At 58.3% G+C, this 26,827-nt stretch carries 26 protein-coding genes; 20 read left to right on the forward strand and 6 right to left on the reverse strand.

Going from position 1 to position 26,827, the window contains the following annotated elements; genetic code table 11:
* The first annotated feature begins 3 nt into the window (after window positions 1–3).
* Window positions 4–498, forward strand: coding sequence for an MEKHLA domain-containing protein (locus SYN8016DRAFT_RS09380; protein WP_006854139.1), 495 nt, complete (start codon window positions 4–6; stop codon window positions 496–498).
* 57 nt (window positions 499–555) lie between these two features.
* On the opposite strand, the gene SYN8016DRAFT_RS09385 is transcribed toward SYN8016DRAFT_RS09380, so the two are convergent.
* A complete protein-coding gene (locus SYN8016DRAFT_RS09385; protein ID WP_038014354.1) occupies window positions 556–1,869 on the reverse strand; it encodes an NRAMP family divalent metal transporter in 1,314 nt (437 codons plus the stop codon).
* Between SYN8016DRAFT_RS09385 and SYN8016DRAFT_RS15545 the strand changes: the two genes are divergently transcribed.
* From SYN8016DRAFT_RS15545 to SYN8016DRAFT_RS15830, 11 genes are all read left to right on the forward strand, one after another.
* A complete protein-coding gene (locus SYN8016DRAFT_RS15545; RefSeq protein WP_006854141.1) occupies window positions 1,790–2,008 on the forward strand; it encodes a hypothetical protein in 219 nt (72 codons plus the stop codon). The genes SYN8016DRAFT_RS09385 and SYN8016DRAFT_RS15545 overlap by 80 nt on opposite strands.
* Window positions 2,009–2,239: 231 nt before the next feature.
* A complete protein-coding gene (locus SYN8016DRAFT_RS09390; RefSeq protein WP_006854142.1) occupies window positions 2,240–2,698 on the forward strand; it encodes an Hsp20/alpha crystallin family protein in 459 nt (152 codons plus the stop codon).
* Between the two features lie 206 nt (window positions 2,699–2,904).
* Window positions 2,905–4,041 carry a TRAP transporter substrate-binding protein gene (locus SYN8016DRAFT_RS09395; protein ID WP_038014358.1) on the forward strand — a complete coding sequence of 379 codons (1,137 nt, stop codon included), beginning with the start codon at window positions 2,905–2,907 and terminating at the stop codon, window positions 4,039–4,041.
* Entirely contained in the window at window positions 4,038–4,607 is a 570-nt protein-coding gene (locus tag SYN8016DRAFT_RS09400) for a TRAP transporter small permease subunit (RefSeq protein WP_006854144.1), read from the forward strand. The genes SYN8016DRAFT_RS09395 and SYN8016DRAFT_RS09400 overlap by 4 nt, the downstream gene beginning before the upstream one ends.
* A gap of 14 nt (window positions 4,608–4,621) precedes the next feature.
* Entirely contained in the window at window positions 4,622–5,995 is a 1,374-nt protein-coding gene (locus SYN8016DRAFT_RS09405; RefSeq protein WP_006854145.1) for a TRAP transporter large permease subunit, read from the forward strand.
* 36 nt (window positions 5,996–6,031) lie between these two features.
* A complete protein-coding gene (locus SYN8016DRAFT_RS09410; protein WP_006854146.1) occupies window positions 6,032–7,807 on the forward strand; it encodes a diflavin flavoprotein in 1,776 nt (591 codons plus the stop codon).
* On the forward strand, window positions 7,807–9,636 hold the full coding sequence (locus tag SYN8016DRAFT_RS09415; RefSeq protein WP_006854147.1) for a diflavin flavoprotein: 1,830 nt from the start codon (window positions 7,807–7,809) through the stop codon (window positions 9,634–9,636). Before SYN8016DRAFT_RS09410 ends, SYN8016DRAFT_RS09415 begins: the two co-directional genes overlap by 1 nt.
* 71 nt (window positions 9,637–9,707) lie before the next feature.
* Window positions 9,708–10,421 carry a rubrerythrin family protein gene (locus SYN8016DRAFT_RS15995; protein ID WP_006854148.1) on the forward strand — a complete coding sequence of 238 codons (714 nt, stop codon included), beginning with the start codon at window positions 9,708–9,710 and terminating at the stop codon, window positions 10,419–10,421.
* Between the two features lie 132 nt (window positions 10,422–10,553).
* Complete coding sequence (locus tag SYN8016DRAFT_RS09425; protein WP_038014361.1) at window positions 10,554–11,078, forward strand: NADPH-dependent FMN reductase; 525 nt, start codon at window positions 10,554–10,556, stop codon at window positions 11,076–11,078.
* Window positions 11,075–11,818 carry a pirin-like bicupin family protein gene (locus SYN8016DRAFT_RS09430; RefSeq protein WP_006854150.1) on the forward strand — a complete coding sequence of 248 codons (744 nt, stop codon included), beginning with the start codon at window positions 11,075–11,077 and terminating at the stop codon, window positions 11,816–11,818. Before SYN8016DRAFT_RS09425 ends, SYN8016DRAFT_RS09430 begins: the two co-directional genes overlap by 4 nt.
* A gap of 223 nt (window positions 11,819–12,041) precedes the next feature.
* The gene (locus SYN8016DRAFT_RS15830; protein WP_006854151.1) at window positions 12,042–12,248 is read left to right on the forward strand and encodes a hypothetical protein; all 207 of its coding nucleotides are present in this window, start codon (window positions 12,042–12,044) and stop codon (window positions 12,246–12,248) included.
* Window positions 12,249–12,272: 24 nt separating this feature from the next.
* Here SYN8016DRAFT_RS15830 and SYN8016DRAFT_RS09435 read toward each other — a convergent pair whose 3' ends face one another.
* The 4 genes from SYN8016DRAFT_RS09435 to SYN8016DRAFT_RS09450 all read right to left on the reverse strand — a co-directional run bounded on the left by SYN8016DRAFT_RS09435 (window position 12,273) and on the right by SYN8016DRAFT_RS09450 (window position 17,356).
* Complete coding sequence (locus SYN8016DRAFT_RS09435; protein WP_006854152.1) at window positions 12,273–12,542, reverse strand: hypothetical protein; 270 nt, start codon at window positions 12,540–12,542, stop codon at window positions 12,273–12,275.
* Window positions 12,543–12,636: 94 nt separating this feature from the next.
* The gene (gcvP, locus tag SYN8016DRAFT_RS09440; RefSeq protein WP_038014255.1) at window positions 12,637–15,573 is read right to left on the reverse strand and encodes an aminomethyl-transferring glycine dehydrogenase; all 2,937 of its coding nucleotides are present in this window, start codon (window positions 15,571–15,573) and stop codon (window positions 12,637–12,639) included.
* Window positions 15,574–15,641: 68 nt separating this feature from the next.
* The gene (gene gcvH / locus SYN8016DRAFT_RS09445) at window positions 15,642–16,031 is read right to left on the reverse strand and encodes a glycine cleavage system protein GcvH (protein WP_006854154.1); all 390 of its coding nucleotides are present in this window, start codon (window positions 16,029–16,031) and stop codon (window positions 15,642–15,644) included.
* Between the two features lie 20 nt (window positions 16,032–16,051).
* Window positions 16,052–17,356 (reverse strand): methionine gamma-lyase family protein, encoded by a 1,305-nt coding sequence (locus SYN8016DRAFT_RS09450; protein WP_006854155.1) that lies wholly within the window; start codon window positions 17,354–17,356, stop codon window positions 16,052–16,054.
* A gap of 164 nt (window positions 17,357–17,520) precedes the next feature.
* On the opposite strand from SYN8016DRAFT_RS09450, the gene SYN8016DRAFT_RS09455 reads away from it, so the two are divergent.
* The gene (locus SYN8016DRAFT_RS09455; RefSeq protein WP_006854156.1) at window positions 17,521–18,384 is read left to right on the forward strand and encodes a fatty acid desaturase; all 864 of its coding nucleotides are present in this window, start codon (window positions 17,521–17,523) and stop codon (window positions 18,382–18,384) included.
* On the opposite strand, the gene SYN8016DRAFT_RS09460 is transcribed toward SYN8016DRAFT_RS09455, so the two are convergent.
* Window positions 18,372–19,124, reverse strand: coding sequence for a hypothetical protein (locus SYN8016DRAFT_RS09460; protein ID WP_006854157.1), 753 nt, complete (start codon window positions 19,122–19,124; stop codon window positions 18,372–18,374). The two genes, SYN8016DRAFT_RS09455 and SYN8016DRAFT_RS09460, sit on opposite strands and share 13 nt — an antisense overlap.
* A 51-nt stretch (window positions 19,125–19,175) precedes the next feature.
* Between SYN8016DRAFT_RS09460 and SYN8016DRAFT_RS09465 the strand changes: the two genes are divergently transcribed.
* From SYN8016DRAFT_RS09465 to SYN8016DRAFT_RS09500, 7 genes are all read left to right on the forward strand, one after another.
* The gene (locus tag SYN8016DRAFT_RS09465) at window positions 19,176–20,108 is read left to right on the forward strand and encodes a fatty acid desaturase (protein ID WP_038014261.1); all 933 of its coding nucleotides are present in this window, start codon (window positions 19,176–19,178) and stop codon (window positions 20,106–20,108) included.
* 42 nt (window positions 20,109–20,150) lie between these two features.
* Window positions 20,151–20,609 (forward strand): 50S ribosomal protein L9, encoded by a 459-nt coding sequence (rplI, locus tag SYN8016DRAFT_RS09470; protein ID WP_006854159.1) that lies wholly within the window; start codon window positions 20,151–20,153, stop codon window positions 20,607–20,609.
* Between the two features lie 62 nt (window positions 20,610–20,671).
* Window positions 20,672–22,087: a replicative DNA helicase gene (gene dnaB / locus SYN8016DRAFT_RS09475; RefSeq protein WP_006854160.1), complete on the forward strand. Its 1,416-nt coding sequence runs from the start codon at window positions 20,672–20,674 to the stop codon at window positions 22,085–22,087.
* 35 nt (window positions 22,088–22,122) lie between these two features.
* On the forward strand, window positions 22,123–24,072 hold the full coding sequence (gene mnmG / locus SYN8016DRAFT_RS09480; RefSeq protein ID WP_006854161.1) for a tRNA uridine-5-carboxymethylaminomethyl(34) synthesis enzyme MnmG: 1,950 nt from the start codon (window positions 22,123–22,125) through the stop codon (window positions 24,070–24,072).
* A gap of 24 nt (window positions 24,073–24,096) precedes the next feature.
* Window positions 24,097–24,789 carry a hypothetical protein gene (locus SYN8016DRAFT_RS09485; RefSeq protein WP_038014263.1) on the forward strand — a complete coding sequence of 231 codons (693 nt, stop codon included), beginning with the start codon at window positions 24,097–24,099 and terminating at the stop codon, window positions 24,787–24,789.
* Between the two features lie 182 nt (window positions 24,790–24,971).
* Window positions 24,972–25,553: a M23 family metallopeptidase gene (locus SYN8016DRAFT_RS09490; RefSeq protein WP_141561465.1), complete on the forward strand. Its 582-nt coding sequence runs from the start codon at window positions 24,972–24,974 to the stop codon at window positions 25,551–25,553.
* A gap of 689 nt (window positions 25,554–26,242) precedes the next feature.
* The gene (locus SYN8016DRAFT_RS09500) at window positions 26,243–26,809 is read left to right on the forward strand and encodes a chorismate lyase (RefSeq protein ID WP_006854165.1); all 567 of its coding nucleotides are present in this window, start codon (window positions 26,243–26,245) and stop codon (window positions 26,807–26,809) included.
* The last annotated feature ends 18 nt before the right edge of the window (window positions 26,810–26,827 follow it).

A 26,827-nucleotide genomic window follows, 5' to 3' on the forward strand; every position in this document is an offset into this window, starting at 1 on the left:
GCCATGACGGTCATGATTCCAAGCACCAGCGCTCCCTGGTTGAGACCCGAGACCCAGGCGTTAAGCCAGCGCTTGCTGATCTCCTATCAACGGGCTTTTGCGCAACATCTCCTGGTGTGTGATCAGGACGTCCAGTTCCAGCGCACAGCAGCGCAAGAGCTGTTCGCGAGTCCCATGGCCGTCCTAGCCCATGACCACAGGGCTGACCCGTTGCTGACCTATGCCAACAGCACAGCTCTGCGGCTCTGGGGGCACCGTTGGCAGACCATGGTGGGCATGCCCTCCCGGCTGACGGCTGAAGAGAGTGCGCGACGCGAGCGTGCAAGCGCCCTTCAGCAAGCCCATCAACGCGCTGGCTTCAGAGGCTATTGCGGAATCCGAATCAATCATGAGGGCCGGCGTTTCATGATTCAAAACGCTCAGATTTGGCCCCTATGGGATGACAACAATGACGTCTGCGGTCAGGCCGCTGCTTTTTCCAGCTGGTGGTGGCTGTAACCACTGACATGCTCAGACTGAAATGAGCAGGCTGAAGTGAGCAGGGTGACTGCTTGTTCAGGCGCCCCAACCAAACGCCGACCAACCGATAAACAGCAAGCTGAAGCCTGTCAAAAAGGCCAATCCAAACCAAGTGAGCCCTTTCATAGCGGGACCATCGCGGTGCTCTACAGCCACCAAGTCACTGTTCATCGTGTCCATCGCCATCCAGGCAAACAAGGGAGCTGTCAAAAAGCTTCCGGTCATCGCACCGAAGACGAAATCTTTCACTCCAATCCCCCCACTGAAGGCAAACAGCAAGGCCACCAAAGCAGCGAAGAGATGCAGCACCAGCCACACAGACAGCCGACGCTGCTGAGGAGCTGAGGCCAAATCGCCGCGATCGGAGCCCTGCAGCAACCCTTGGATCGCTGAAATACTGCGCGGGTACGCATCCAAACAGGTGAGCGTGGTACTAAACATCGCCGCAAAGGCCGCCGGCACAATCACCCAAGCAGCCCAGCCACCCATCGCTTCGGTGTAGAGACGGATGAGGTTCTGAGCAAAAGACACCCCACTACCGGCGAACATTCCCTCACCGGTGCCATACATCGTGTAAGCCCCCAAAATCACAAAGAAGACGGCCGTCACCACCGTGACCGCATAGCCAAGGTTGAAATCAAATTCAGCCTCCTTCAACGACGCCGAATGCTGGCTGTCTTGCGCGCGGGAGAACATCCACAACGACGGCCAAACACACATCTCCACCGGACCAGGCATCCAACCCATCAAGGGGATCAGGAAGGCCAGGTTTGCGGCTGTCCAGGGAGAGGGAGTCGTGCCCACCCAGGTGGCTGCCACATCCCCAACAGAACCGCGCAACAACAGGGTTGCCGCGGCCACGCCGGAAAGAATGGTCAACAGAACAACCAGCACTTTCGAAAGACGATCCAGCGCCCGGTAGTGCCCCAGCAGAAGGATTAAGCCACTCACCGTCAGCACGGCGATGGCCAAGCCGAACGTATTGAAATTCGCCAAAAGCGGCACATTGGTCAGCAAGAGCCCAGCCACAAAGCTGACTGCCGCAATCGTGAGCGTTCCAGTCACCAAACTGACCAGGAGATACAGCGGGAGATAGAAGCGATTACGGCGCTGAAACCCCTCCAACAACGTCAATCCAGTCACCGCGGTAAAGCGCGTGCCCACCCGCAGGAATGGATACTTCACCAAATTGGTGAGCAGGATCAGGCCCAACAACGCGAAGCCAAACCGGGCTCCAGCCGTGGTTGACGACATCAAGTGAGACCCGCCAATGCAAGCCCCCGCCATCAAAATCCCCGGCCCCAAACTCCGCCTTAGACCGGCTGCCGAACGGGAGGCGGAGGTAGCCATACAAAGACGCGTGGTTGGTGGCCATCCTCCTACCAAGCCCCACGCCATCGACCGTCCTGTTCATCGCTCGATGATCAAGCAAGCCGGAAAGCCTCCCTTGTTTAATCAACAAGGCCTCAATGTTCTTTCTTTCCGATAGGAGTGCCAGAGTTCACACGCAAGATCCTTCCTTGTTCAGAAAGAGGCGGTTGAATCCAGGTCCATCACAGTTCGGCTCTCACGACTTCTCAGTAGCAGCAACCGAACCTGGTGGTCTAGGCCGTACCAAAACGGACGGTTCTTACGCTCCCAGCTGAGATCAATTCAGCACAGATTGGCGTTGCGGGAAACACAAACTTCCTGAAATTCACAGCCAATTTGAGATTTACCCATGATCACCCTTCGCACATCACCCTTCGATTTACTGGATCGCCTTGAGCAGCAAGTTTCACAAGCTGAGCGCGTTCCTGCTGCTGAGGTCATCGAAACCAACGCCAGCTACACCGTGCGGCTGGAACTACCAGGCGTCGACCGTGAGTCCATTGATGTCAAAGCCACGGATCGTTCGCTGGTGATCAGCGCTGAACGACCACCAACCATTCCCGCGGCAGCCAAGCCAACCCCGGCCGAAGCAAACGCTGAAGACAATGCAGACGCAAACGCAGATGCAGAAGCAGACGCGCAGCAATTGCTGAGTGAGTTCAGAACCGGAACATGGAGCCGCAGTTTTCGTTTCGCCAAGCCGCTCGATCGCGACCAATTAGAAGCCTCCTATCGCGACGGCATTCTTGAGATCAGGGCCGCAAAAAGCGACAACCGCACCACCGTGTCGGTGAAGGTGGAAAGCTGAAACACCCTGGTGACCACCAGAAGAAGACCACGCGTTCAACGGAAAAGAGGTACAGGGCTCCTCGCCAAGGCGAGGGGCCTTTTTTGCAGACCACTGGCAGACCACTGACAGACAAAAAATCAGACGAAACAGAGGGAAAAGAACTGCTCGATAGGATCCATGGCTGTGCCGTCGCTGAATCGACGGGCTCCCTGAGGATGCAAGCCATGCAACGACGGCAGCTGCTTCGCAGCGGTGGTCAGGCGGCAACGGCAGCTGCAGCGGCCGCAGCTTTGAGTGCCTGCACCATCCGCCGAGCGGAAGAGACGCGCGCAAGCGGCCTCCCTCAAGTGCGCTGGCGCATGGCCACCAGCTGGCCTGTCTCCCTCGACACCATCTATGGGGGGGCCGTCACCATCTGCCAACGCGTCGAGGCGATGAGTGGTGGAGCCTTCCGAATTGAACCTTTTGCTGCGGGCGAAATCGTCCCCGGCCTGGAAGTGCTGGATGCCGTTCAAGCCCGTTCCGTGGAATGCGGCCACACCGCCAGCTACTACTACATCGGCAAAAACCCAGCCTTTGCCTTTGGAACCGCCGTGCCGTTTGGCTTGTCTGCCCAACAGCAAAACACCTGGCTTTATTACGGCGGCGGCAACGAAGACATGAATGCCCTGTTTGCGGATTTCGGAGCGATCAGTTTCCCGGCCGGGAACACGGGCGGACAACTGGGAGGGTGGTTTAAAAAACCGATCCAAAATCTTGCATCTCTCCAGGGCTTGAAGATGCGTATCCCCGGGCTAGGGGGAAAGGTGATGGCCAAATTGGGCGTGAATGTCCAGGTGCTTCCTGGTGGAGAGATTTACCTGGCTCTCGAGCGGGGCACGATCGATGCCGCCGAATTCACCGGCCCCTATGACGATGAAAAGCTTGGCTTGGCAAAAGCCGCAAAGCACTATTACTACCCCGGTTGGTGGGAGCCGGGTCCAACGCTGATGGCGCTGGTTAACCGCAAAGCCTGGTCCGACCTCCCCAAGGAGTATCAAGCCATGTTCAGCACGGCCTGCTACGAAGCCAACTTGGGGATGTTGAGCGATTACGAATGGCGAAACAGCGAAGCCTTGCAACGCATCACCCGCCAAGGCATCAAGCTCGAGCGCTACAGCGACGACATTCTCAAAGCCGCCCGTAGCGCTAGCTCAGAGATCTTCCAGGAGCTCGCCGATGCCGATGCAGGGTTTAAAGCGCTGCTCGAGCGCTGGCGCCTGTTCCGCCGAGACACCAGAAGCTGGAACACCATCAATGAGTTGCCGCTCGCTGAATTTGATGCCAGCAGCGAGGGCGATCAACCAGGAGAGCAGCGATGAACGGTCGCTTGGCAGGTCTGGTGCGCATGCTCGACGGAATCAATGCTGCTGCCGCCTGGGTTGCGCGCTGGTCGGTCTTGCTGATGCTCGCGATCGGCTTCTGGAATGTGGTGGGCCGCTATGTGGGATCAGCGATCGGGGTCAACCTGAGCAGCAACGGGCTGATCGAAGCCCAGTGGTATTTATTCGATCTCATTTTCTTGCTCGGACTGGGCTGGACGCTGCAAAAAAACGGCCACGTTCGCGTTGATGTGCTGCAAAGCCGCTGGAGCGCCCGCCGCCGAGATCGTCAAGAACTCCGTTCTTTGCTCCTGTTATTGCTGCCATTTGCCTTTGGGGTGATGGCCCTCTCGATGGCACCGGCGCTGCGAGCTTGGAGCATTGGAGAGATGTCTCCCGATCCTGGTGGGTTACCTCGCACCTGGCTGAAGTCGCTGATCCCAGTGGGGTTTCTATTGCTGGGTCTCCAGGGAGTGGCGGAATCCTTGCGGCTGCGCTGGAAGCTGATGCACGGGGATGAGCCATCCGATGACCAGCACCCAGCTCAGGGAGACAAGGGCCTGTGATTGAAATTGAATCCATGGGTTGGGTGCTGAGTTTCGACCCCTCAGCGGTCCTCGCACCCGGCATGTTTCTGGCCCTCATCCTGGCCCTGCTCAGTGGATTCCCTGTGGCCTTCTGCCTGGGGGGCATCGGCGTGATCTTCGCGTTGCTCGGGATGCTCAGCGGCGAAATCGAACCTCAATTCGTCACGGCGCTCCCCCAACGAATTCTGGGAATCATGGGCAACTTCACGTTGCTGGCGATCCCGGCCTTCGTGTTTATGGGATCGATGCTGGAAAGTTCAGGCATCGCTGAACGCTTGCTCGAGAGTATGGGTCGCCTGCTGGGACGCGTTCGCGGCGGACTGGCCCTCGCCGTCGTGCTCGTTGGCTCACTGCTTGCCGCCACCACCGGGGTGGTCGCTGCAACGGTCACCACCATGGGCATGATTTCCCTGCCGGCCATGTTGAAGGCTGGCTATGACAAAACTCTGGCCACGGGCGTGATCGTGGCTTCGGGCACCCTGGGCCAGATCATCCCTCCAAGCATCGTGCTGGTCGTGCTCGGCGATCAGTTGGGAATCTCCGTTGGAGACCTCTTCATGGGCGCCTTGCTTCCTGGCCTGCTGATGGCTGCGGTGTTTGCGATCTATGTGCTGATCATCAGTGCGATCAAGCCCGAACTCGCACCCCAGCTCCCTCAGGCTGAACTGGGCGCCACCCAGCCGCTGCAGCTGGTGCAATCGATGCTGCCGCCCTTGTCCTTAATCCTGATCGTGCTGGGGAGCATCTTTTTCGGCATCGCCACCCCAACGGAAGCGGGCGTGATTGGTGCGGTAGGCGCCATCCTTCTGGCCGCTCTCAATGGAGGCTTCAGCCGCAAGCAACTCTCCAACGTGTGCGAAAGCACGATGAGGACCACAGCCATGGTGATGGCGATCCTGCTGGGATCCACCGCCTTCAGCCTTGTTTTTCGAGGAGTCGGCGGCGATCAACTCATTGCTGATGTGCTCCTCAACCTCCCGGGAGGTCGGGTTGGATTCCTGGTGTTCAGCATGCTGATCATCTTTTTGCTCGGCTTCTTCATCGATTTCTTTGAAATCGCCTTCATTGCAGTGCCGTTGCTTTTACCAGCAGCGCGGCAGCTGCTGGGCCCCGATGCTCTGATCTGGTTTGGCGTGATGATCGGGGCCAATCTGCAAACGTCCTTTCTCACGCCACCCTTCGGATTCGCGCTCTTCTATCTCCGGGGCGTCGCCCCCCAGGACGTGAGAACCCGGGATATATATCGGGGGGCGTTGCCTTTCGTTGGCTTGCAGGTGGCGGTTTTGGCTTTGATCATCGCCGTGCCGGGCCTGGTGGACTGGTTACCGCGTCTTGCCGCTGCGATGACACCCATGCCGCTGACCTGATCTTCTCCGTAGAGTTCAGGTCAGCGAGTAACTGCCATGGCCACCTCCAGCTTGAAGCCATCAGTGACTGCAGCAAGCACCAGTCCGAGGCTCTCCCTTCAATCGGAAGTGATTGCTGCTGACAGCAGCACGATTCGCTCCCTCGACTGGGAGCGAAGCCGTTTCGATATTGAATTTGGCCTCCGCAACGGCACCACCTACAACGCGTTTTTGGTGCGAGGGGAACGCACCGCCTTAATCGATACGAGTCACGCCAAATTTCGCGACACCTGGCTGCCCCTCTTAAAGGAACAAATCGATCCAACCCAGATCGATCACCTGATCGTGAGCCATACCGAGCCAGACCACTCAGGGCTGATTGGAGACCTGATTGAGCTGAACCCTGAGATCGAAATTGTTGGATCCAAGGTGGCGATTCAATTCCTCAAAGATCAGGTCCACAGGCCCTTCCGCTCCCGAGCCGTGAAAAGCGGAGAAGAGCTCGATCTCGGCACCAATCCTGAGAGCGGGGTTCAACATCGCTTTGAGTTTCTAAGCGCACCCAACCTCCACTGGCCGGACACGATTTTTTCGTTTGATCACGGCAGCGGAATTCTCTACACCTGCGATGCCTTTGGGCTGCACTACTGCTCAGAGGACGTCTTTGACAGCGATCCTGGCGCCATTGCCCCGGATTTCCGCTTCTACTACGACTGCTTAATGGGGCCCAATGCCCGCAGCGTGCTTCAAGCGCTCAAGCGCATGGATGGTCTGCCAGAGATCAACACCATCGCAGTAGGTCATGGCCCCTTGCTTCGCCATCACCTCAGCCACTGGATCAACGATTACCGCGAATGGAGCGGACAACGTAATAAGGGCGAAAGTTACGCGGCCGTTTGTTATTTGAGTCAATACGGCTTCTGTGATCGCCTCAGTCAGGCGATCGCCCACGGCATCGGCAAGACCGAGGCTCAGGTCCAGCTTGTCGACCTGCGCGCCACCGATGCCCAAGAGCTCACAGCCCTGATCAGCGAAGCCAAGGCCGTGGTGGTGCCCACCTGGCCAGCGCAAGCAGATGCTGAACTGCAAAGCAGCATTGGAACGCTGTTGGCTGCCTTGCATGGCAAGCAACTTGTAGGGGTCTACGACGCCTTTGGTGGCGATGACGAGCCCATCGATTCCGTGGCCGGTCAATTACGCAGCCAGGGACAAAAGGAGGCCTTCCCCCCTCTCCGCATTCGCCAGCTTCCACAAGGTGGTGACTACCAGCGCTGCGAAGAATCAGGCACTGACCTCGGCCAGCTGTTGACGCGCGACAAAACGATCGCAGCCATGAAAAGTTTGGACGGGGATCTCGATAAAGCCCTAGGCCGTCTCAGCGGAGGGCTTTATGTGGTCACGGCCAGCCAGGGCGACGGTGACAGCTTGCGCCGAAGCGCGATGGTGGCGAGTTGGGTGAGTCAGGCCAGCTTCACCCCACCAGGCATCACCGTGGCCGTGGCCAAAGACAGGGCGATCGAGGCTCTCATGCAGGTGGGGGATCAATTTGTGCTGAATATTCTCCGAGAGGACAACCATCAACAACTTCTCAGACATTTCCTTAAACGCTTCCCACCGGGCGCCGACCGTTTCGCAGGCATCAATGTGCTGGAGGAGGAGGCTGAGGGCGGCCCCGTCCTCGGAGATGCCCTGGCCTACCTCGGCTGTCGCGTCGAACAACGCCTGGAAGGTCCCGATCACTGGGTGATCTATGCCGTGGTGGAGCAGGGGAACGTGGCTGATGCCAATGCCATCACCGCCGTCCATCACCGCAAAGTAGGAAATCACTACTGATGGCAACCTCCAACCTCGAGGCCCCTGCGGCCGTGACCCGGCAAGTGATCCAATTGCCGATCGATGAAGGACTCACCTGCCTGCGGGGGCTGAGTCCCCAACGGCTCCGGTTCGAATTGGAATATGCGCTGGAACGGGGCAGCACCGCCAATAGTTTTTTGTTCGATGCGGGCACGGATGGCGAGGGCCAGCATCAGACCGCCCTCCTGGTGCATCCTCCTGGCAAGGCTTATGGGAAGGCCTTCCTTCTGGCTCTTGCCGATCGGCTTCCCGCCCAAACCAAGGCGCTGAAGGTGGTGGTGGGCCACGTCAACCCCAACAGGGTGGCCCTGCTCCGTGATCTGGCGGGCCTTTATCCCGAGCTCGAACTGATTGCTTCCAACGCTGGAGCCAAGCTTTTAGGGGAACTCTGGTCACAACGCAAACCTGCCGCCCCGGGGCAGGAGAACGACCAGCCAGCCATCCCCGACCTGCCCGCCATCCAGGTGATCCGCCAAGAGCAAACGCTGCCTCTCAGCCATTTTCATCAGCTGCAGCTCGTTCCCGCTCCCACCCCCCGATGGCCAGGGGGGTTGTTGGCGTTTGAAGAGTCCCTCGGACTGTTGATGAGCGGCAAGCTGTTTTCGGCGCACATCTGTACCGATCAGTGGGCTGAGTCCGGTCGCAGTGCAACGGAAGAAGAGCGGCGTCACTTTTACGACTGCTTGATGGCACCGATGGCCGGCCAGGTGGACTCCCTGGTGGAACGCCTCGAAGAGCTCGATATCACCACGGTGGCACCGGGCCACGGTCCAGCCATCGACACAAGCTGGCGCAGCTTGTTCAATGACTACCGGCGCTGGGGAGAAAGCCAACAGCAAGCCAGCTTGTCGGTTGCATTGCTGTTTGCCAGTGCTTACGGAAACACCGCTGCCATTGCGGATGCCCTAGCGCAGGGTGTGGGCCGCACGGGGATTCGAATCACCAGTCTCAACTGTGAATTCACCCCTCCCGACGAGCTGATCAACACGATCAAACAAGCCGATGGCATTTTGATCGGCTCACCAACGCTCGGCGGCCATGCGCCAACCCCGATCGTCTCCGCCTTGGGAACGCTCCTTGCCGAAGGAGATCGCAGTAAACCCGTGGGGGTGTTTGGCAGCTTTGGCTGGAGCGGTGAAGCGATCGACCTCCTCGAAAACAAGCTTCGCGACGGAGGATTTCACTTTGCGTTCGACCCGATCCGGGTGAAGTTCAGCCCCGACGCAGCGATGATTCGAACCCTCGAAGAAACCGGCACCCGGTTCGGTCGCGAGTTGCATCGAGAGCAGCGCAAACAGCAACGCCGCAGCGGAGGCGGGCTGAGCGAAAGCCGCAGTGACCCTGCCGTTCTGGCCCTAGGTCGCGTCGTGGGCTCTCTCTGCGTTCTCACCGCGCGAAAGGGTGAACTCTCCGGGGCCATGATTGCGAGCTGGGTCACCCAAGCCAGCTTCACGCCACCGGGATTCACCGTGGCAGTGGCGAAGGATCGAGCGGTTGAGGCCCTCCTGCATATCGGCGATTGCTTTGCTCTGAACGTGCTCGCTGAAGGGCGCGAGAGCGGGCCCATGAAGCAATTCCTGCAACCGTTTGAACCTGGAGCCGATCGCTTTGCCGGCTTAGAACTGAAGGCCAGCCCAAGTGAACAACCCTTGCTGCCAGACGCCTTAGCGTGGATGGAGGCCACAGTGAAGCAACGCATGGAATGCGGGGATCACTGGCTGATTTACGCCGAGGTCTCCCATGGCGGTGTGGTCGATTCCGATAGCACCACCGCGGTGCATCAGCGACGCAGTGGTGCTAATTACTAGCCCCAACCACTAGCGCTAACTCATAGCGAGTATGAGATAGCGCTAGTATCCAGGGATCGACCGATGAACTGATGGATCTCTCCAAGCCTTCCACCCAGGCCAACCTGGAAGCAGCCTTTGGCGGCGAAAGCATGGCCAATCGCAAGTATTTGTTTTTTGCTGATGTCGCCAAGAAGCTCGGCCGCAGCGATCTCGCCAAGCTTTTCCGCGACACCGCCGCCCAAGAAACAGAACACGCGTTTGCTCACTTCCGCCTGCTGCATCCGGAACTCGTCTTTGACGACCCCGATGCGCTTAGCGACGACGACAAACAAGCGTTGCTAACTCGCTGTCTTGAGCTTGCCATCGAAGGCGAGACCTACGAATACACCACGATGTATCCGGAGTTTGCTGCGCAAGCCCGCAACGATCGCGATCATGGGGCCGCGGCTGAATTCGTCGAACAAACCAGCGAATCCAAAGAACACGCAGGCATCTTTAAAACAGCGGCCAAGAACTTCGGGCTGCTCACTCCCATCGAACAACACCATGCCGAGTCGTATGGCGTTGCCCTTGAAGCCCTTCAAGGCAAGGGCTCGGCGGGACAGGCCGATGAACCCGTACCAGGCAAATGGATCTGCAAGGTGTGCTCGATGATTTACGACCCCGCAGAGGGCGATCCCGACTCCGGAATTGCGCCCGGCACACCCTTCGAAGCGATTCCAGATGATTGGTCCTGCCCCATTTGCGGAGTGCGCAAAGCCAGCTTCGTTCCCTACCGGGAAGCGGAATTAAAGGCCGCCTGACGCTCGCCTCAGGCGTGCAGATCATCCAGCACTGGCCAACCCTCAAGCTCAGGGACCGCTCTACGAGGGCCGCCATGATTTCAAAGAAGAGGTAGCAGGCAAGATGCAGCGTGAATGGTGGAAATTCTGGGCATGAACAAACCAAACACGAGCGATGTTTTGGTGATCACCGCCAGCAACGGCGAAAACCTCAAGCTGGCGCAACGTTTCGTAGAGACAGCAGGAACCCTGGGCCAATCAGCCGACCTGCTTGATCTCACGACGATCGACCTGCCCTTATTCACCCCCAGGGCGCAATCCAAAGCCACGCCGGAGGCGGTTCCCCCCCTTGAGGCACTGCTGACGGCCTCTCCCCGTTGGGTGATTTGCGCACCGGAATACAACGGCTCGATTCCCCCCTGCCTCACCAATGCCATTGCCTGGCTGTCGGTTCAAGGTGACGATTTTCGGGCACTCTTCAACGGTCGGCCGATCGCCATCGCCACGTTCTCAGGAGGCGGGGGCATGGAACTGCTGCTGTCTCTTCGCATCCAGCTCACGCACCTCGGGGCCGAAGTTGTCGGTCGTCAATTGCTCAGCAATCACTCCAAACCAGCCAAGGACGACAGCATCCAGGACCTGCTGCAACGCCTGGGACAAAAGCAACCGATTCAATGATTCCGCCCAAGATCACAAACCATCCAGCCCTGGTGTTCCGTCCGGCCCAAGAACGCTTTCACAGTGTTTTGGACTGGCTCGATTCATGGCATAGCTTTTCCTTTGCTGATCATCACGATCCCGACTGGATGGGATTCGGGCCTCTACGCGTCATCAATGACGACACGATTTCTGCAGGTCGGGGGTTTGGCATGCATCCCCATCGCGACATGGAGATCATCACGGTGATGATCGAAGGCGAGCTCCAACATCAGGATTCAGCCGGAAACAGCGGCGTCATTCAAGCTGGAGATGTGCAGCGGATGAGCGCCGGAACTGGAATCAGGCACAGCGAAATCAATGAAAGCGAACAAAGCTGCCGGTTGCTGCAGATCTGGATCGAACCCAGCCAGCAAGGACTCGCGCCTGCCTATGAGCAACGCAGGATTGCCCTGACCGATCAAACATGGGTCCCAGTGCTGGATCCCCACAACCGAGAAGCCATGGCGATTGCGCGCCCGATTCAGCTCTGGCGCCTACGTCTTGCCCAAGGCAAAAGCATGCAACTGCCAGACCTCGCCTATCCCCAGGCCTGGCTTCAGATGATCAATGGGGCGATCTCGATCTCCGGAGCAAACGCTGCATCCCTATCAAACCTTGGCCGAGGCGATGGGCTTGGATTTGATCCAGCGCAAGCAGGCATCAACCAAATCCATTCCTCAGACAATCAAACCGACTTACTCCTATTTGGGCTGAGCTAATAGATCACTTACGGGTACACCAAACCCAAGACACTTGTTGTATCAATGCCATCAAAACGACTCTCAGGACACGTCTTGGCAGGCCAGAGGCTGACCCAATTAGCCGAAAACAGTCAAATACTGACAATTGAAAAAAGAAATCTAAAGAGAATCAGCTGCTAGCGCTTAATTTTATTTTTTTGCCTTGAAATGGTTTCGTTATCACCCAACAACCCCAGCTTCCATGGGATTTCTTGGCGAACCACAATTCGCAGTGCGCTACCGCGGATTCCTTTTAATGCAACAACCGAATAAAAGTTGGTTGGTTCGACCAGAACGAAGCCCGATGCGACTTCTTCCGTTTAGGACAGGTATCTGTTCGCTTGAGGATGCAAAATCTCTTGTCGATTGGAAGCTCGAAGCAGGATCGAACTTAATAGAAGTTGCTTAGGAAGTTGCTTCGTTCAATAACTGTTTAAGCCGCTTGCGGAGGCGTGGGTGATCCATTGGGCTGCAAGGGCAACACCAACGTTGCCCAACGTTCTGGACGCTCTGGGCGAACTCGGCGGGAACGACGGACTCCAAAAGGAACACGCACCACATTGGTGCCCTCAATGACAAGGGTATGACCCCTGCCTAATGCTGCTTGCAAGCACTCGGGCAGATCAGGCAACTGAAGAGACTCGCCTGATGCCGTGGGAGTGACAGCTCCTTGACCGTGAATGTTGGAAATGTCGCTGCTCATGTTGTCTCCTGAGACGGAGCAATTGCCGATCAGTGTGCAAACAGGTCAGCATGCGTGAATGAAATCGAAACTTTTATTTCCGATTTCAATGAACTTACCGCATTGCAACGGGTTCGGCCATCTCTTCAACGCTTGGACAGGTGCAAATTAAATTTCGATCGCCAAAAGCGTTATCAATGCGTGCCACGGAAGGCCAAAACTTGTTGCTGGCTTGCGCGGGAAGCGGAAATGCAGCCTGCTGGCGGCTGTAAGGACGGTCCCAGCTCTCGGCTGTGACTGCAGCCAGCGTGTGCGGGGCACGGCGCAGGGGGTTGTTCTCCCGATCCATGGATCCGTCTTCGATCGCAGCGGCTTCAACGCGAATGGCAATCATCGCGTCGCAGAACCGATCCAGCTCTTCCAAACTCTCGCTTTCCGTGGGTTCCACCATCACCGTGCCCGCCACAGGCCAACTGACCGTTGGGGCGTGAAAGCCAAAGTCCATCAAGCGTTTCGCCAGATCATCCACTTCCAACCCAGCGGTTCGCTTGAGGCCCCGCAAATCAAGGATGCATTCATGGGCCACCAGCCCACTCTCCCCTCGAAACAACACGGGGTAGTGCGCATCCAAGCGACTCGCCAAATAGTTGGCGGAGAGAAGGGCAATGGCCGTGGCCTGACGCAGGCCAAAAGGACCCATCAAACGCAAATACATCCAGCTGATGGGCAAGATGCCAGCACTTCCCCACGGGGCCGCGGACACAGCCTGGATCGCCTGCTCTCCACCACAGGCCATGAGCGGATGGCCGGGTAGGAACGGCAGCAGATGCGACGCCACCCCAATCGGTCCGACCCCTGGGCCACCACCACCGTGAGGGATGCAGAAGGTCTTGTGCAAATTCAGGTGGCAAACATCAGCCCCAAAAGAGCCAGGCCTGCAAAGCCCAACCTGCGCATTCAAATTGGCCCCATCGAGATAGACCTGACCTCCGTGCTCATGCACGAGCGCACAAATTTCGCGAATACGAACCTCGAACACGCCGTGCGTTGAGGGATAGGTGACCATCAAGGCCGCGAGGGATTCGCTGTGTTGCTCCGCTTTGGAGCGCAGATCCTCCACATCCACATTGCCCTCGTCATCGCAAGCCACCGGCACCACACGCATGCCCGCCATCACGGCGCTAGCTGGATTCGTGCCATGGGCACTCGTGGGAATCAAGCAAACATTTCTGGAGGCTTCGCCCCGGGAGCGATGCCAGGCACGAATCACCAGCAGCCCTGCATATTCGCCCTGCGATCCGGCATTGGGCTGGAGCGACACACCAGCGAAACCGGTGAGTGCCGCCAACCAAGTGGCGAGGTCCTGAACCATACGCTGGGAACCCTGCTGCTGATCGAGCGGTGCGAAGGGATGCATCGCGGCGAACTCTCGCCAGCTCACAGGAACAAGTTCTGAAGCCGCATTGAGTTTCATGGTGCAGCTTCCCAGGGGGATCATTCCGTGCACCAAAGAAAGATCCTTGCTGACCAAGCGCTGGATGTAGCGCATCAGCTCGGTTTCGCTGTGGTAGCGGTGAAACACCGACTGTTGAAGCCAGGGCGCTCGGCGACAGGGAACGCCACTCAAAGATGCGTCGCTGCTCAGCGCATCCAGATTCGATGGGATAGGAGCCTCCACCGCTTGCGCCAACACCGCAATCAGACGATGGATCTCGTCTGAATCGGAGAGTTCATCCAGGCTGACTCCAAAGCCCTGAGCCGTCTCGACGGAAGCTCCATCCGGCAAGACCCGCAAATTGATGCCCTCCCGTGCTGCCAGGCGATGGACCTGGGGAGCCATCGATCCGTAGACATCAAAACTGTCAAAGCGAGGCGACGCCTCAAGCGAATAGCCCAAATGACGCACCGCCTCCTCGAGCTGAAGCCGCAGGGCCACAAGCTTGTGAGCCATCGCCTCCAGCCCTTCCGGGCCGTGATGAATGGCATAAAACGACGCCATCACAGCCAGCAGCACTTGGGCCGTACAAATGTTGCTCGTGGCTTTGTCGCGTCGAATGTGCTGCTCGCGGGTCTGCAAGGCCAACCGAAACGCTGGCTGGCCATCCGCATCGCGAGACTGGCCCACAATCCGGCCGGGCACCTGGCGGCGAAACGCATCGCGGGTGGCAAAAAACGCGGCATGGGGGCCGCCTCCGCCCATCGGCACACCAAAACGCTGGGTGCTGCCAACAGCGATGTCGGCACCGAGCTCACCAACCGGTGCAAGCAACACTTGGGCAAGAGGGTCCACCGCCACGGTGACAAGGGCACCGCTGTCATGGGCAGCAGCGATGCAGGTGGATGGATCCCAAAGTCGCCCACAACGACCTGGCAGTTGAAGCAAAACTCCAAAAACGTCGTCACCCCAGCGGAACGCCTCGGGCTCCACCACCTCCAGCTCCACCCCAATGGGAAGGGCCCTGGTTTGCAAAACGGCCAAGGTCTGGGGCAACACAGCGGCGTCCACCAGAAAGCGCTTGGCCTCCGGCCGGCGACAGGCGGCCAAGCTCAGGCCCATCGCTTCTGCAGCAGCCGTGCCTTCATCGAGCAGCGAGGCGTTGGCGATCGGTAAGCCCGTGAGCTCGCTGATCAGGGTTTGGAAGTTGAACAGCGCTTCCAGGCGGCCCTGGGCGATCTCCGCTTGATAAGGGGTATAAGCCGTGTACCAGGAGGGGTTTTCCAACACCTGACGTTGAATCACCGCTGGCGTGACGGTGTCGTAGTAGCCAAGGCCAATCAGCGATCGGCGCACCTGATTGGCATCTGCTAAGCCACGGAGCTCCGCCAATGCACTGGCTTCCGTGCACCCACGGGGAAGGGTCTCAACAGGAGGCAGGGAATCAAAAATATTGGCCGGAACAACGGCACGTAAAAAAGTATCGAGATCACTAAACCCCAGCTCCTTCAACATCCGCTGTTGCGCTTGCTCACCAGGTCCGATGTGCCGACTTACGAACGGAGACAGTGGCTCAGCCACCGACGCGTCAGACACACGCTGTTCAAGCAAGGTCAAAAGGCCGGTTGCGATGACAGCGACTGTAAGGAAGTCCCCGCCGCATTGACGGCCTGATCAAGCTTCAGTTACGCAGCCGCCACCTTGGCGCTGTAAGTCGCTGAATCCATCAACTCCTCCATCTGGGAAGGCTCTGATGGGCGAATGACCAAAAGCCAACCCTCCCCATGAGGATCGTTCTGAAGCTCCTCAGGATTGCCCAACACCGCTTCATTGCGCTGAACCACTTCGCCCGTGATCGGCGCGTACATCTCTTCAACGGCCTTCACCGATTCCACAGTTCCAAAGCTGGTTCCGCGGCTGAGCTCAGACCCCACCTCAGGCAGATCCACGAACACGATGTCGCCTAGCTGATCCACGGCATAGGCGCTGAGCCCAACCCGCATGAGCTCCGCTTCTTGACGAACGTATTCATGGCTGTCGGCGAACCGAAACTGATCGGGAAAGTCGAAGGCCATCGGGCCACGAGATGCGGTTATTAGCCAGTCTGCGCCAGATCAACCCAACCTGCCGTCAACAACGCGGCAAGGGCCCTGATCAGAGCCAGCTCTACATGGGCGCGATGGGTTCCCCCCTGCACATAAAGATTGAAAGGTTCTCGCAGGGGAGCATCCGCAGAAAATTCACTGGTGCTGCCATCGATGAAGGTGCCGCCAGCCATCACCAAATCACTGGCGTAACCAGGCATCGGCGCAGGCACCGGGTCGAGATAGGAGCCCACGGGTGAGATCCCCTGGAAAGCCCGACAAATCAATTTCAAGGCGTCTGGGTCTCCGATCTGCACCGCCTGAATGAGATCACTTCGGGGCTCCCCTGCAGAGGGCTGCACGGAATAGCCAAGATCAGCGAACACAGCCGCCACCAAATCAGCCCCAATCAAGGCTTCCGCCACCATCTGCGGAGCGAGAAATAAGCCCTGCAACAGCAGGCGATGCAGGTCAAAACCACTTCCGCCCTCGCTGCCAATTCCTGGAGCGGTCAGCCTGCAGCACGCCTGTTCCACCAACGAGGCCCGCCCTGCCACGTACCCGCCAGCGGGAGCGATCGTGCCACCGAGATTCTTAATCAGCGAACCGGCCACCAGATCGGCACCGACCTCCGGTGGCTCCCGCTCCTCCACCAACTCTCCATAACAGTTATCTACGAAACACACGCAATCGGGCTGGCGGGCATGAATGCGCTCACAGAGGCGGCCGATCGTGTCGATCGAGAGCGATGGGCGCCAGCTATATCCGCAGCTGCGCTGAATCAACACCAGCCGGCGGGGTGTTTCTAGAGCCGCATCCAAGGCCGCCTCATCGACCGCTCCAGAGTCGAGCAGGGGAAGTTCGTCGTACTGCACGCCAAAGTCCCGCAGAGACCCCTGCCCCTCTCCCCTTAAACCAATCACTTCTTCAAGGGTGTCGTAGGGGCGACCAGTGATCGAAAGCATCCGCTCTCCAGGGCGCAACACCCCAAACAGAGCAGCCGCAATGGCATGGGTGCCACTCACAAATTGAAGTCTCACCGCCGCGGCTTCGGCACCAAGCACCCTGGCAAAGACACGATCGAGCACCTCTCGTCCCTGATCGCCATGGCCATAGCCGCTCACAGACGCGAAATGCTGCGTCCCAACGCGCTCAGCAGCGAAGGCATTCAGCACCTTTTCCAAGCGAACCGACACGCCTGCCGTGCGCTGCTCTGCCATGGGCTTGAGCTGATCTCGCGCTTGGCGAATGCGCGCTCTCGCCCACGCTTCAGCGGTCTTTAGCCCCATCACGTCATTCGCAGGATTTGAACCCATCGCTTCTTATTCGCACTTTTTGTGCTGAGTTCTTTTACATTCGCATCTTCCAACCGACTCAAAATTCGCCGACTTCTGGTCGTCTGAATCCCTAGATCCGGTGCAAGGAGACTCTTTTGGTCACATCCACCCAGGCTGACGCCAACACCAAACGCGAGCTGCGCATGCGCGCAGCCGTGATGGCGCCGCGTCAGACGCTCCCCTCACAACAACGCCGCCTCAAAGGTGGAACCACCAGCTTCATGGTGGTCATCCACGTGCTGGCAACAGTGGCCTTACTCCCACGCTTTTGGAGCTGGCAGGGTCTGGTTGCCTTCGGCGTTCTGTACTGGATGACCGTGCTTGGCGTGACCCTGGGCCTGCATCGGCTTGTGGCGCACCGCAGCTTTGAAGTGCCCGGTTGGCTGGAACGGGTTCTCGTGGTGATGGGCACCCTGGCCTGCCAGAGCGGACCGATCGATTGGGTGGCGTTGCATCGCCACCATCACCGCTTTTCCGATCAGCCCAATGATCATCACGATGCGGGGCGGGGCCTTTGGTGGAGCCACAGCGAATGGATGCTCCATGACATCCCGGCTTTAAAAGAGAAGCATCGCTATGCGGGCGATCTGCTGAGTGATCGTTTCTATGTCTGGCTTGACCGCTGGTTCCTCTTGCTCCAAATCCCCCTGGGGTTAGCTCTGTATTGGTATGGAGAGGCTGCAGGCGTGCACGGTGGTGGCGTCGGCCTCGTTCTCTGGGCCATCCCTTTGCGTCTTGCCGTTGTGTATCACGTGACTTGGCTTGTGAATTCCGCCACGCACGCGTTTGGCTACCGGAACTTCAACAGCCCTGATCTGTCACGCAACTGCTGGTGGGTGGCGGTGCTCTCCTTTGGAGAGGGCTGGCATAACAATCACCATGCCTATCCAGATAGCGCCCGCCATGGCTTGCGCTGGTTCGAATTCGACATCACCTGGATGCACATCCGACTGCTGCGCAAACTCGGACTCACCCGCAAAGTGCGACAAGCCCGCTACTCCGGCTGATCGTCGCGGGTTGACTGGCTGGGGAGACGGCGACGCAATTCCTCTAGGAATGCGGCTGGCGTCTTCCCGTTTTGACCATCCAGAGCGAGGTAGGTGGCGTGGAGATCGAGAAACTCCCCATCAAGCTCCTCGGCTGAGTAATCACGCAATCCCGCCATAACGGCGGCGAAGCGTTCACGGCGTTGGCTTTTTCCGACTGGATAGGCGCTCATCAACTGATCGCGACACTTACGCCATGACTGCCCTCTGCAGAGAGAATCTGCAAGCGCTGCACTTAAGGCGGCCGCCTCCACAGGATCAATGCGCCAATCAAAACCCGGTGGCAACGGGGCAAGGCCGACAAAGATCTCCAACAACTCCCCTGCTCCGAGCGGCGTGCCGTTGGCGCTGACAACAGGCACCGCGCTCACCTTGAGCACCTTGAGCAGATCGGGATGCACCTCAGCGAGATGCTCTTGGATCGGATCCAAGCCTGCGTTGAGGATCGCGTTGGCTTGCCCGAGGGCCAGGAACACCTCGGGACCGGGAGAGGCGAGCTTGCCGTTGCGCAGGTTCGAAATTTGGGAGTTGTGAACACGGCCGAGATCGAGAGCATCCGCGAGGGCGGGCAACACCTTGTGAGACCAGCCATTGCGCTCATGCCAGACATGGATCAAGTGCGCCATCGCCCGACGGCCCTCGTCGAGCCGATCCCGGTAACCCTTGGTCACATGATCAGAAACAACTTCCTCCTTTGTCACTTGATACGGATCCTTATTAGGTGTAGCTTATGGACATCAAGCGGATTAGGCATGGTTTCAAGCACGATCAGAACCCCTTCGCCGCCCAGTCGGCCGGCAGCTTCGCACCTGGCAGCGGCTCAAGCAAGGCTTCTTCATCGTCCACGCAAGGGCGAACCGGCAAACAGCCCTAAAAATCACCAGCATTCCGTCACGATTGGATTCATGATCGTGATCCACGCCCTCGCAGTTGTGGCCCTCCTGCCTGGCTTCTGGAGCTGGCCTGCGGTCACCAGCCTGCTGGTGCTGTACTGGGTCACAGCCTGCCTCGGCGTCACCCTTGGCTATCACCGCCTTTTAACGCACCGATCCTTCCGCCTACCCACTTGGCTAGAACGATTTTTTGCCACCTGCGGGGCCCTGAGCTGCCAACACGGCCCCATCGATTGGGTGGGGCTGCACCGGCATCACCACAAGTTTTCCGATACGGATGCAGATCATCACAACAGTCATCGCGGCTTCTGGTGGAGCCACATGGGTTGGATGTTTCACCCGATCGAAGCCATGCCTGCGGTGCCTCGTCTCACCGGCGATCTCGCAAGCGATCCCTATTACCGCTGGCTGAATGCCCACTTCCTCTGGCTCCAGCTCCCCCTTGGCTTGCTGTTGTTCTGGCTCGGCACCGCCACAGGTGCCGGCGGTTGGGCCTTGGTGTTGTGGGGCATTCCCTTGCGCTTGGTGGTCGTTTATCACGTCACCTGGCTGGTCAACTCCGCCACCCATTGCTGGGGCAACGTTGTCTTCGACAGCGGTGACGCATCACGCAACAACAAGTGGGTGGCGGCACTGACCTTCGGCGAGGGCTGGCACAACAATCACCACGCTTTCCCCCATTCCGCACGCCATGGCATGCAACCGGGTCAGATCGATCTCACTTGGGAACACATCCGCCTGATGCGCGCCTTAGGGCTCGCAACCAAGGTGCGCCTACCGGTCGCGTCGTAAACTTCGCAATCGCTTCTCATCGTCAACCTCTTCTAAATCGCCATGGCCAAGCGCGTACAAGTCGTACTCAATGAGGACATCCTCAGCCTGGGCCGTAATGGCGATCTGGTTGATGTGGCACCCGGATACGCCCGCAACTTCCTGCTTCCCTTCGGAAAAGCTGTTCCCGTCACCCCCGCGGTGATGAAGCAGGTGGAGCACCGCAGGGCCAAGGAGGCCGAGCGCCAAGCCACCCTCAAGCAGGATGCTGTGGCATTCCGCACCGCTCTCGACACGATCGGACGGTTCACCGTGAAGAAGCAAACCGGCGGAGACGACGTGCTGTTTGGCACCGTGACCAATGGCGATGTTGCCGAAGCGATCGAAGCAGCCACCAAGAAAGAAGTGGATCGCCGCGATATCACTGTTCCCGATATCCACCGCACAGGCTCCTACAAGGTGCAGGTGAAGCTGCACAGCGAAGTCACAGCAGAAATCAACCTCGAAGTCGTCAGTTATTGATTTCTGGCATCGCCGTCACGGCCAGCCAGAGTGTGGTCACTTAACGGCGCCAATTCACTGCCATGGTGAGTGTCTCCCAACCCGATCACAGCGCGAGTGAAGGTGGGGGACAGCGGGGCTATGGCAAGGGCCGTCCACGCGATGAGCCCAATTTCGAAGCCCTGCCCGATTCGCTTCCGCCCCAAAACCTGGAGGCTGAAGAAGCTGTTTTAGGGGGAATCCTGCTCGACCCCGATGCCATCGGCCGCGTCGCCGACGTGCTCCAACCTGAGGCGTTCTATCTAGGGGCGCACCGGGAGATCTTCCGCACCGCGGTGATGCTCCATAGCCAGGGCAAACCCACCGATCTCACGGCGATGACCGCCTGGCTGGCCGATACGGGATCGCTCGACAAGGTGGGCGGTAGCGGCCGCTTGGTGGAGCTGGTGGAGCGGGTGGCCTCCACGGCCTCGATCGAACAGGTAGCCCGGCTAGTGATGGATAAGTTCCTGCGCCGGCAGCTGATCCGTTCCGGCAATGAAGTGATTCAGCTGGGCTTTGACCAAAGCCTGCCGATGGAGCAGGTGCTGGATCAGGCCGAACAGAAGATTTTTGCGATCAGTCAAGAGAAGCCTTCTAAAGGACTGACTCCAACTGCAGAAATCCTCACCAGCACCTTCAACGAGATCGAAAGCCGATCCCTTGGCACCTCGGTGGCGGGCATTCCGGTGAACTTCTACGACCTGGATGCGATGACCCAAGGCCTCCAGCGCAGTGACCTGATCATCGTGGCCGGCCGCCCAGCGATGGGCAAAACCTCAATCGTGCTCAACCTGGCCAAAAACGTGGCGCAATTGCACAACCTTCCGGTGTGCATGTTCAGCTTGGAGATGAGCAAAGAACAGCTCACCTATCGGCTGCTCTCGATGGAGGTGGGCATCGAAGCGGGCCGCCTGCGCACCGGCCGGCTGCAACAGGAGGAATGGCCCTTGCTCGGCCAAGGCATCAACACCCTCGGGCAATTACCGATGTACATCGATGACAAGCCCAACTCAGGCGTGCTCGAGATGCGCTCGCTCTGCCGCCGGCTGATGGCCGAACAGGGAAAAGAACTGGGCCTGGTGGTGATTGATTACCTGCAGCTAATGGAGGGATCAAGCCCCGACAACCGGGTCCAAGAAATCTCGCGGATCACCAGGGGCCTTAAGGGCATGGCCCGCGAACTCAACGTGCCAGTGATCGCCCTCTCCCAGCTCAGCCGAGGGGTGGAATCGCGCACCAACAAACGCCCCATGCTCAGTGACCTGAGGGAATCAGGCTCGATTGAGCAAGACGCCGATCTGGTGCTGATGATCTACCGCGATGAGTACTACAACCCGGAAACTCCCGACCGAGGCATCACCGAAGTGATCGTGACCAAGCACCGCAACGGACCAGTGGGCACCGTAAAACTTCTGTTCGAGCCCCAGTTCACCCGCTTCCGTAACCTGGCCGCCTGAGCGAGGAGCCGGCTTAGGAACTAGACAATAAAAATATGAGCTTCGCCGCTACCCCCACAGAAAGTTTTGACCTGATCGTCGTCGGGGGTGGTCATGCCGGTTGCGAGGCTGCAATCACGGCTGCTCGATTGGGGCTCAATACCGCCTTGTTCACTCTCAATCTCGACCGAATTGCCTGGCAGCCCTGCAACCCGGCCGTTGGTGGCCCTGCCAAAAGCCAACTCGTCCATGAAGTGGATGCCCTCGGTGGCGTAATCGGCCGCCTCGCTGATGCCACCGCCATCCAAAAGAGGGTCTTGAATGCCAGCCGCGGCCCTGCGGTTTGGGCCTTACGCGCCCAGACCGACAAACGCCATTACTCACGGGAGATGCTGAAGCTGCTGCATCACACCCCCAACCTGGCCCTACGCGAAGCGATGGTGACGGGCCTCGAAGTAGATGGGGATCCAAAGCAAGCCGGCCAGGCCCGGATCAAAGGGATTCGTACTTACTTCGGCAGTGTGTACGGCGCCCAAGCCGTAGTGCTCACCGCTGGCACCTTCCTTGGCGGCCGCATCTGGGTGGGCCATCAATCGATGTCTGCGGGGCGCGCTGGCGAACAGGCTGCTGAAGGCTTAACCGACGCCTTGAAACAGCTGGGCTTCCACACCGATCGGCTCAAAACCGGCACCCCTGCTCGCGTTGATCGGCGCAGCATTGCGCTCGAGCAATTGGAAGCACAACCAAGTGATGCCGCCGATCGCTTCTTTTCGTTTGACCCAACGGCCTGGGCTAGCGGCGAACAGATGAGCTGCCACATCACCCGCACCACAGCAGCTACGCATCAATTGATCAAAGACAACCTGCATCTCACCGCGATTTACGGCGGCATCATCGACAGCAAAGGCCCGCGCTATTGCCCCTCGATCGAAGACAAGATCGTGCGCTTTGCAGACAAAGACTCGCACCAAATCTTCCTGGAGCCAGAAGGACGCGACACCCCAGAGATTTACGTGCAGGGCTTCTCTACGGGGTTGCCAGAAACAATCCAACTGGACCTGCTGCGCACCCTGCCGGGCTTGGAGCAATGCGTGATGCTTCGGCCGGCCTATTCCGTGGATTACGACTACCTTCCCGCCACCCAACTCAAACCCTCCCTGGAAACCAAGCGCGTACAGGGTTTGTTTAGTGCCGGGCAACTCAACGGCACCACTGGCTACGAAGAAGCCGCGGCCCAAGGCCTGGTGGCTGGCCTCAACGCCGCCCGACTGATCGGAGGCCAAGAGCCCGTGCATTTCCCGAGGGAAAACAGCTACATCGGCACGATGATCGACGATCTGGTGAGCCAAGACTTACGCGAGCCTTACCGGGTCTTGACCAGTCGCAGTGAGTACCGGCTGGTGTTGCGTGGGGATAACGCCGACAGGCGCCTCACCCCCCTGGGCCGTGAGCTTGGACTGATTGACGACCGGCGTTGGCAGCTGTTCAACGACAAGCTCCAGGCCATGGAAGACGAAAAGCAGCGCCTCGAAACGGTTCGCCTCAAGGTCAGCGACCCTGTCGCACCAGCCATTGAAAAAGAAAGCGGAGCTCCGATCCGAGGCTCGATCACGCTCGCGGATCTCTTGCGTCGCTCAGGCGTCCACTCCGCAGATCTCGTGCGCCATGGCCTGGCCGATGCGGAGCTTCCCCTCGCGGTAAGAGAGGGCGCCGAAATCGATATCAAATACAGCGGCTATCTTCAGCGCCAGCAACAACAGATTGACCAGGTCAAACGTCAGAGCCTGCGCAAACTCCCCGTCGATCTTGATTACGCAAGCATCGGCACCTTGTCGCGAGAAGCGCGCGAAAAGCTAGCTGCCATTCAGCCCACCACGTTGGGCCAGGCCACCCACATTCCTGGCGTGAGCCAAGCAGACCTCACGGCCCTCTTGCTTTGGCTGGAGCTGCAACAGCGCCGATCGAAAGCAAATCCAGACCTCGCCAGCACCGCCAACTCTCGATAGGTTTGCCTCAACCAAAGGTTTGCAGTGCCCTCTCGCCTCTCCACATCCACGGCGTACTGGAATCTGCGTGCAGAACAAGTCATGGACCAGGTGTTCCAGGCGGCGGAGCCTTCCCTGAAGGCCGTTGAAATTCAAGTGGAACCGTCCCCAGATCCCACCCGCAAATCAGTTGCGGATCCACCTCCAACAGCGCGTTCCAGTACACCTCCCTGGCAGCAGCTCACCCTGATTGGCGTGACACTCGGCGCCCTGCTCTGCAGTGCTTGGCTGGCGCGCAGCTGGCACCTCTCGGAACAAGCCCTCTATCGCGAGCGCAATCTCGCGCTCACCGAAAAGCTCAAAGCACGCGCTACTCCCAAACCCTCCCCTTCTCCACCTCCCAAACCAGCAGAACCTGAAGCGGTTGCCACACTTCCCAACCTCGAGCCGCTCACTCTTCCGCTCAGTGCCGCCATTGCCCCAGCCGCATCCAGCGGCTCCGAGGCCAGTCCAAATCCTGTAGCCCCAGCTCCCAAGAGCCAGCCTGCTCTGGTGGGAATTGTGCACGCTGAAGTCGGCGGATCGGCCATCTTCCAATTAGACAATCAATCTCTCTCTGCCACACCTGGAGAAAGCATCGGCAACAGTGGCTGGTCACTGCTGAGCATTTCAAGCACAGGTGCCGTCATTGAACGCAACGGTGAACGCCAATCTCTCTCGATCGGCGGTGCTTTCTAAGCAAAAAGGCCAAGAGATAGAGGCCTTGATCACAAACATTACGATCCTGATTGCAGTCAGATCGCCAGAAACAGGATCACCCTGCTAACACCACAATCAAAGGAAAAGAAATACGTGGAATGCTTAGAAGCGTTGCATCCTCACGAATGAGAGATACAACGTGTTCATTGTGCTTGTAGCCAGTGAATCGACAGACATTGGCCGTCATGCTGATCGCAAGTCTTGCCAGCTCCCATGCTGACGCCAAACCTTCACGACCAAGGGATACGCCCATTCTGACAAGCGTCTCCGACCTTGCTCTGCTGGGGCCAAAAGTCAGACCTCTCCCTCAACGCCTGTGGCCCATCAGACGTGGAGAGAGGATCACACTCGAATACCCGCTTCCCACGCTTGCCCAGGAAGTGAGTCCCTACGGTTGGCGATTTTCAGACCATAGAAACAAGTGGCGCTTGCATACAGGACATGATCTAATCGCACCCGCCGGAACAGGAGTTTTGGCTGCACTATCCGGAAAAGCATTAATCGTGCAACCTATTTCTGGATACGGACTAACTGTCTTGCTTGATCATGGCAATGGCTGGCAAACCCTTTACGGCCATTTACTCAGTGCTCGAATCAGACCTGGCCAAATCATCCAAACGGGAGAGCCAATAGGGAATGTAGGGAAAAGTGGCCATGCCAGTACCACTCATCTCCACTTCGAGCTGCGTCGCTTCAAAAATGGGCAGATGATGGCGATTGACCCCGCACCACTTCTTCATTAGACATCGCCGCAAATAGCACATGCCAACCGTGGATCACTGATGTGGATCCAGCGAAAATCTGAGCGACCATAAGCTTATATACCCAGAAGAGACAACCAATCCTTCTCTCATTGGATATTTATAAATTTAGATCAGTAAATCAAAGTGTAGAAACGTTGCCTTTCGCCCGACAAAGCTGGGGGATTCAACCTTTCCGCCAGGAACTTCATGAAGTTGAGTGAAATCAGCGCCGCAAAGACGCCTGATGATTGATTCATGAAACACGTCTCAATATTGGAGCTCGAGATTCCATTTAGATTTTTTGGAGCGTTAGTCGTGGGTTCTGCCCTGATGATCATGGCTCGTTCTTTTAAAGAAGCTGCTTTGCTTGGCGGAACCTTTCTCTGCGGACTTGGCGCCCTTGAATTGGCCCTTCGTTTTAGTGGTTACTGAACTCTGAGATTCGGAATCACCGAAGCAAGCCAACCCCAGCCCAGCAATCAGCCATACCCACCCTGAAATTGTGGTGACCAATCCATGCGGGCCAGGAAGGCAAGGCTGGTTAGGGTGCGCCAAATTTCCCTGAAACAACAGGATTTGCAAAGCAAAACGTTCAACATCAACCTCCAATCCGTCTCGGTGGGAGGGGTCCTCTGACATCACCTTCAGGGCAAGCGTTGTCTTCTGGGTTGCGGCCCTCTCCCACCTGCGTGTGGGAGGCACCTGCCGAAACGATTGTGGCCGGTGATGACCCAGGTGAATTGCCGGGCCCCTGGAGATTGATGCTTTTAGGAGACGGCAGTCCAACCCGTCACCTGCGCCTGCTCACAGGACATCCAGTGGCCGTGCAACTGATTGCCATGGCGGAAGAACCCGTGGGACAAGCTTCTCTCGGCTGCCCCCGCGAAGTGCAGGAACTCACCCCTCCCCTCCTCCGCCGTCAGGTTTGGTTGAGTTGTGGAGGGCAAACCTTGGCTTGGGCTGAAAGCTGGTGGAACCAGGACGAAGCCAACCAACACTTGCAAGACCGAAACCTGCCGATCTGGCTCAGCCTCACGCAGGGTCGTTCTGAGCTCTTCCGCGAGGTGGATGGTTTAGCGCTGGTACAAGAACCATGGCTTGAAAAACGGTTTGGCTGCTCTGGACCCTTTTGGAGTCGCCACTACCGTTTTTTCCGTCAAGGACGGGAGCTCACGGTGATTCGTGAAGTGTTCAGCCCTGCCTTGGAAGAATGGCTCGGAACGACCCCGCGCCAACCACTTCATCTTTCTAGATGAAGAAAGCCAGCGTTTTCG

The sequence above is a fragment of the Synechococcus sp. WH 8016 genome (genome assembly GCF_000230675.1).
Taxonomy (GTDB): Bacteria; Cyanobacteriota; Cyanobacteriia; order PCC-6307; family Cyanobiaceae; genus Synechococcus_C.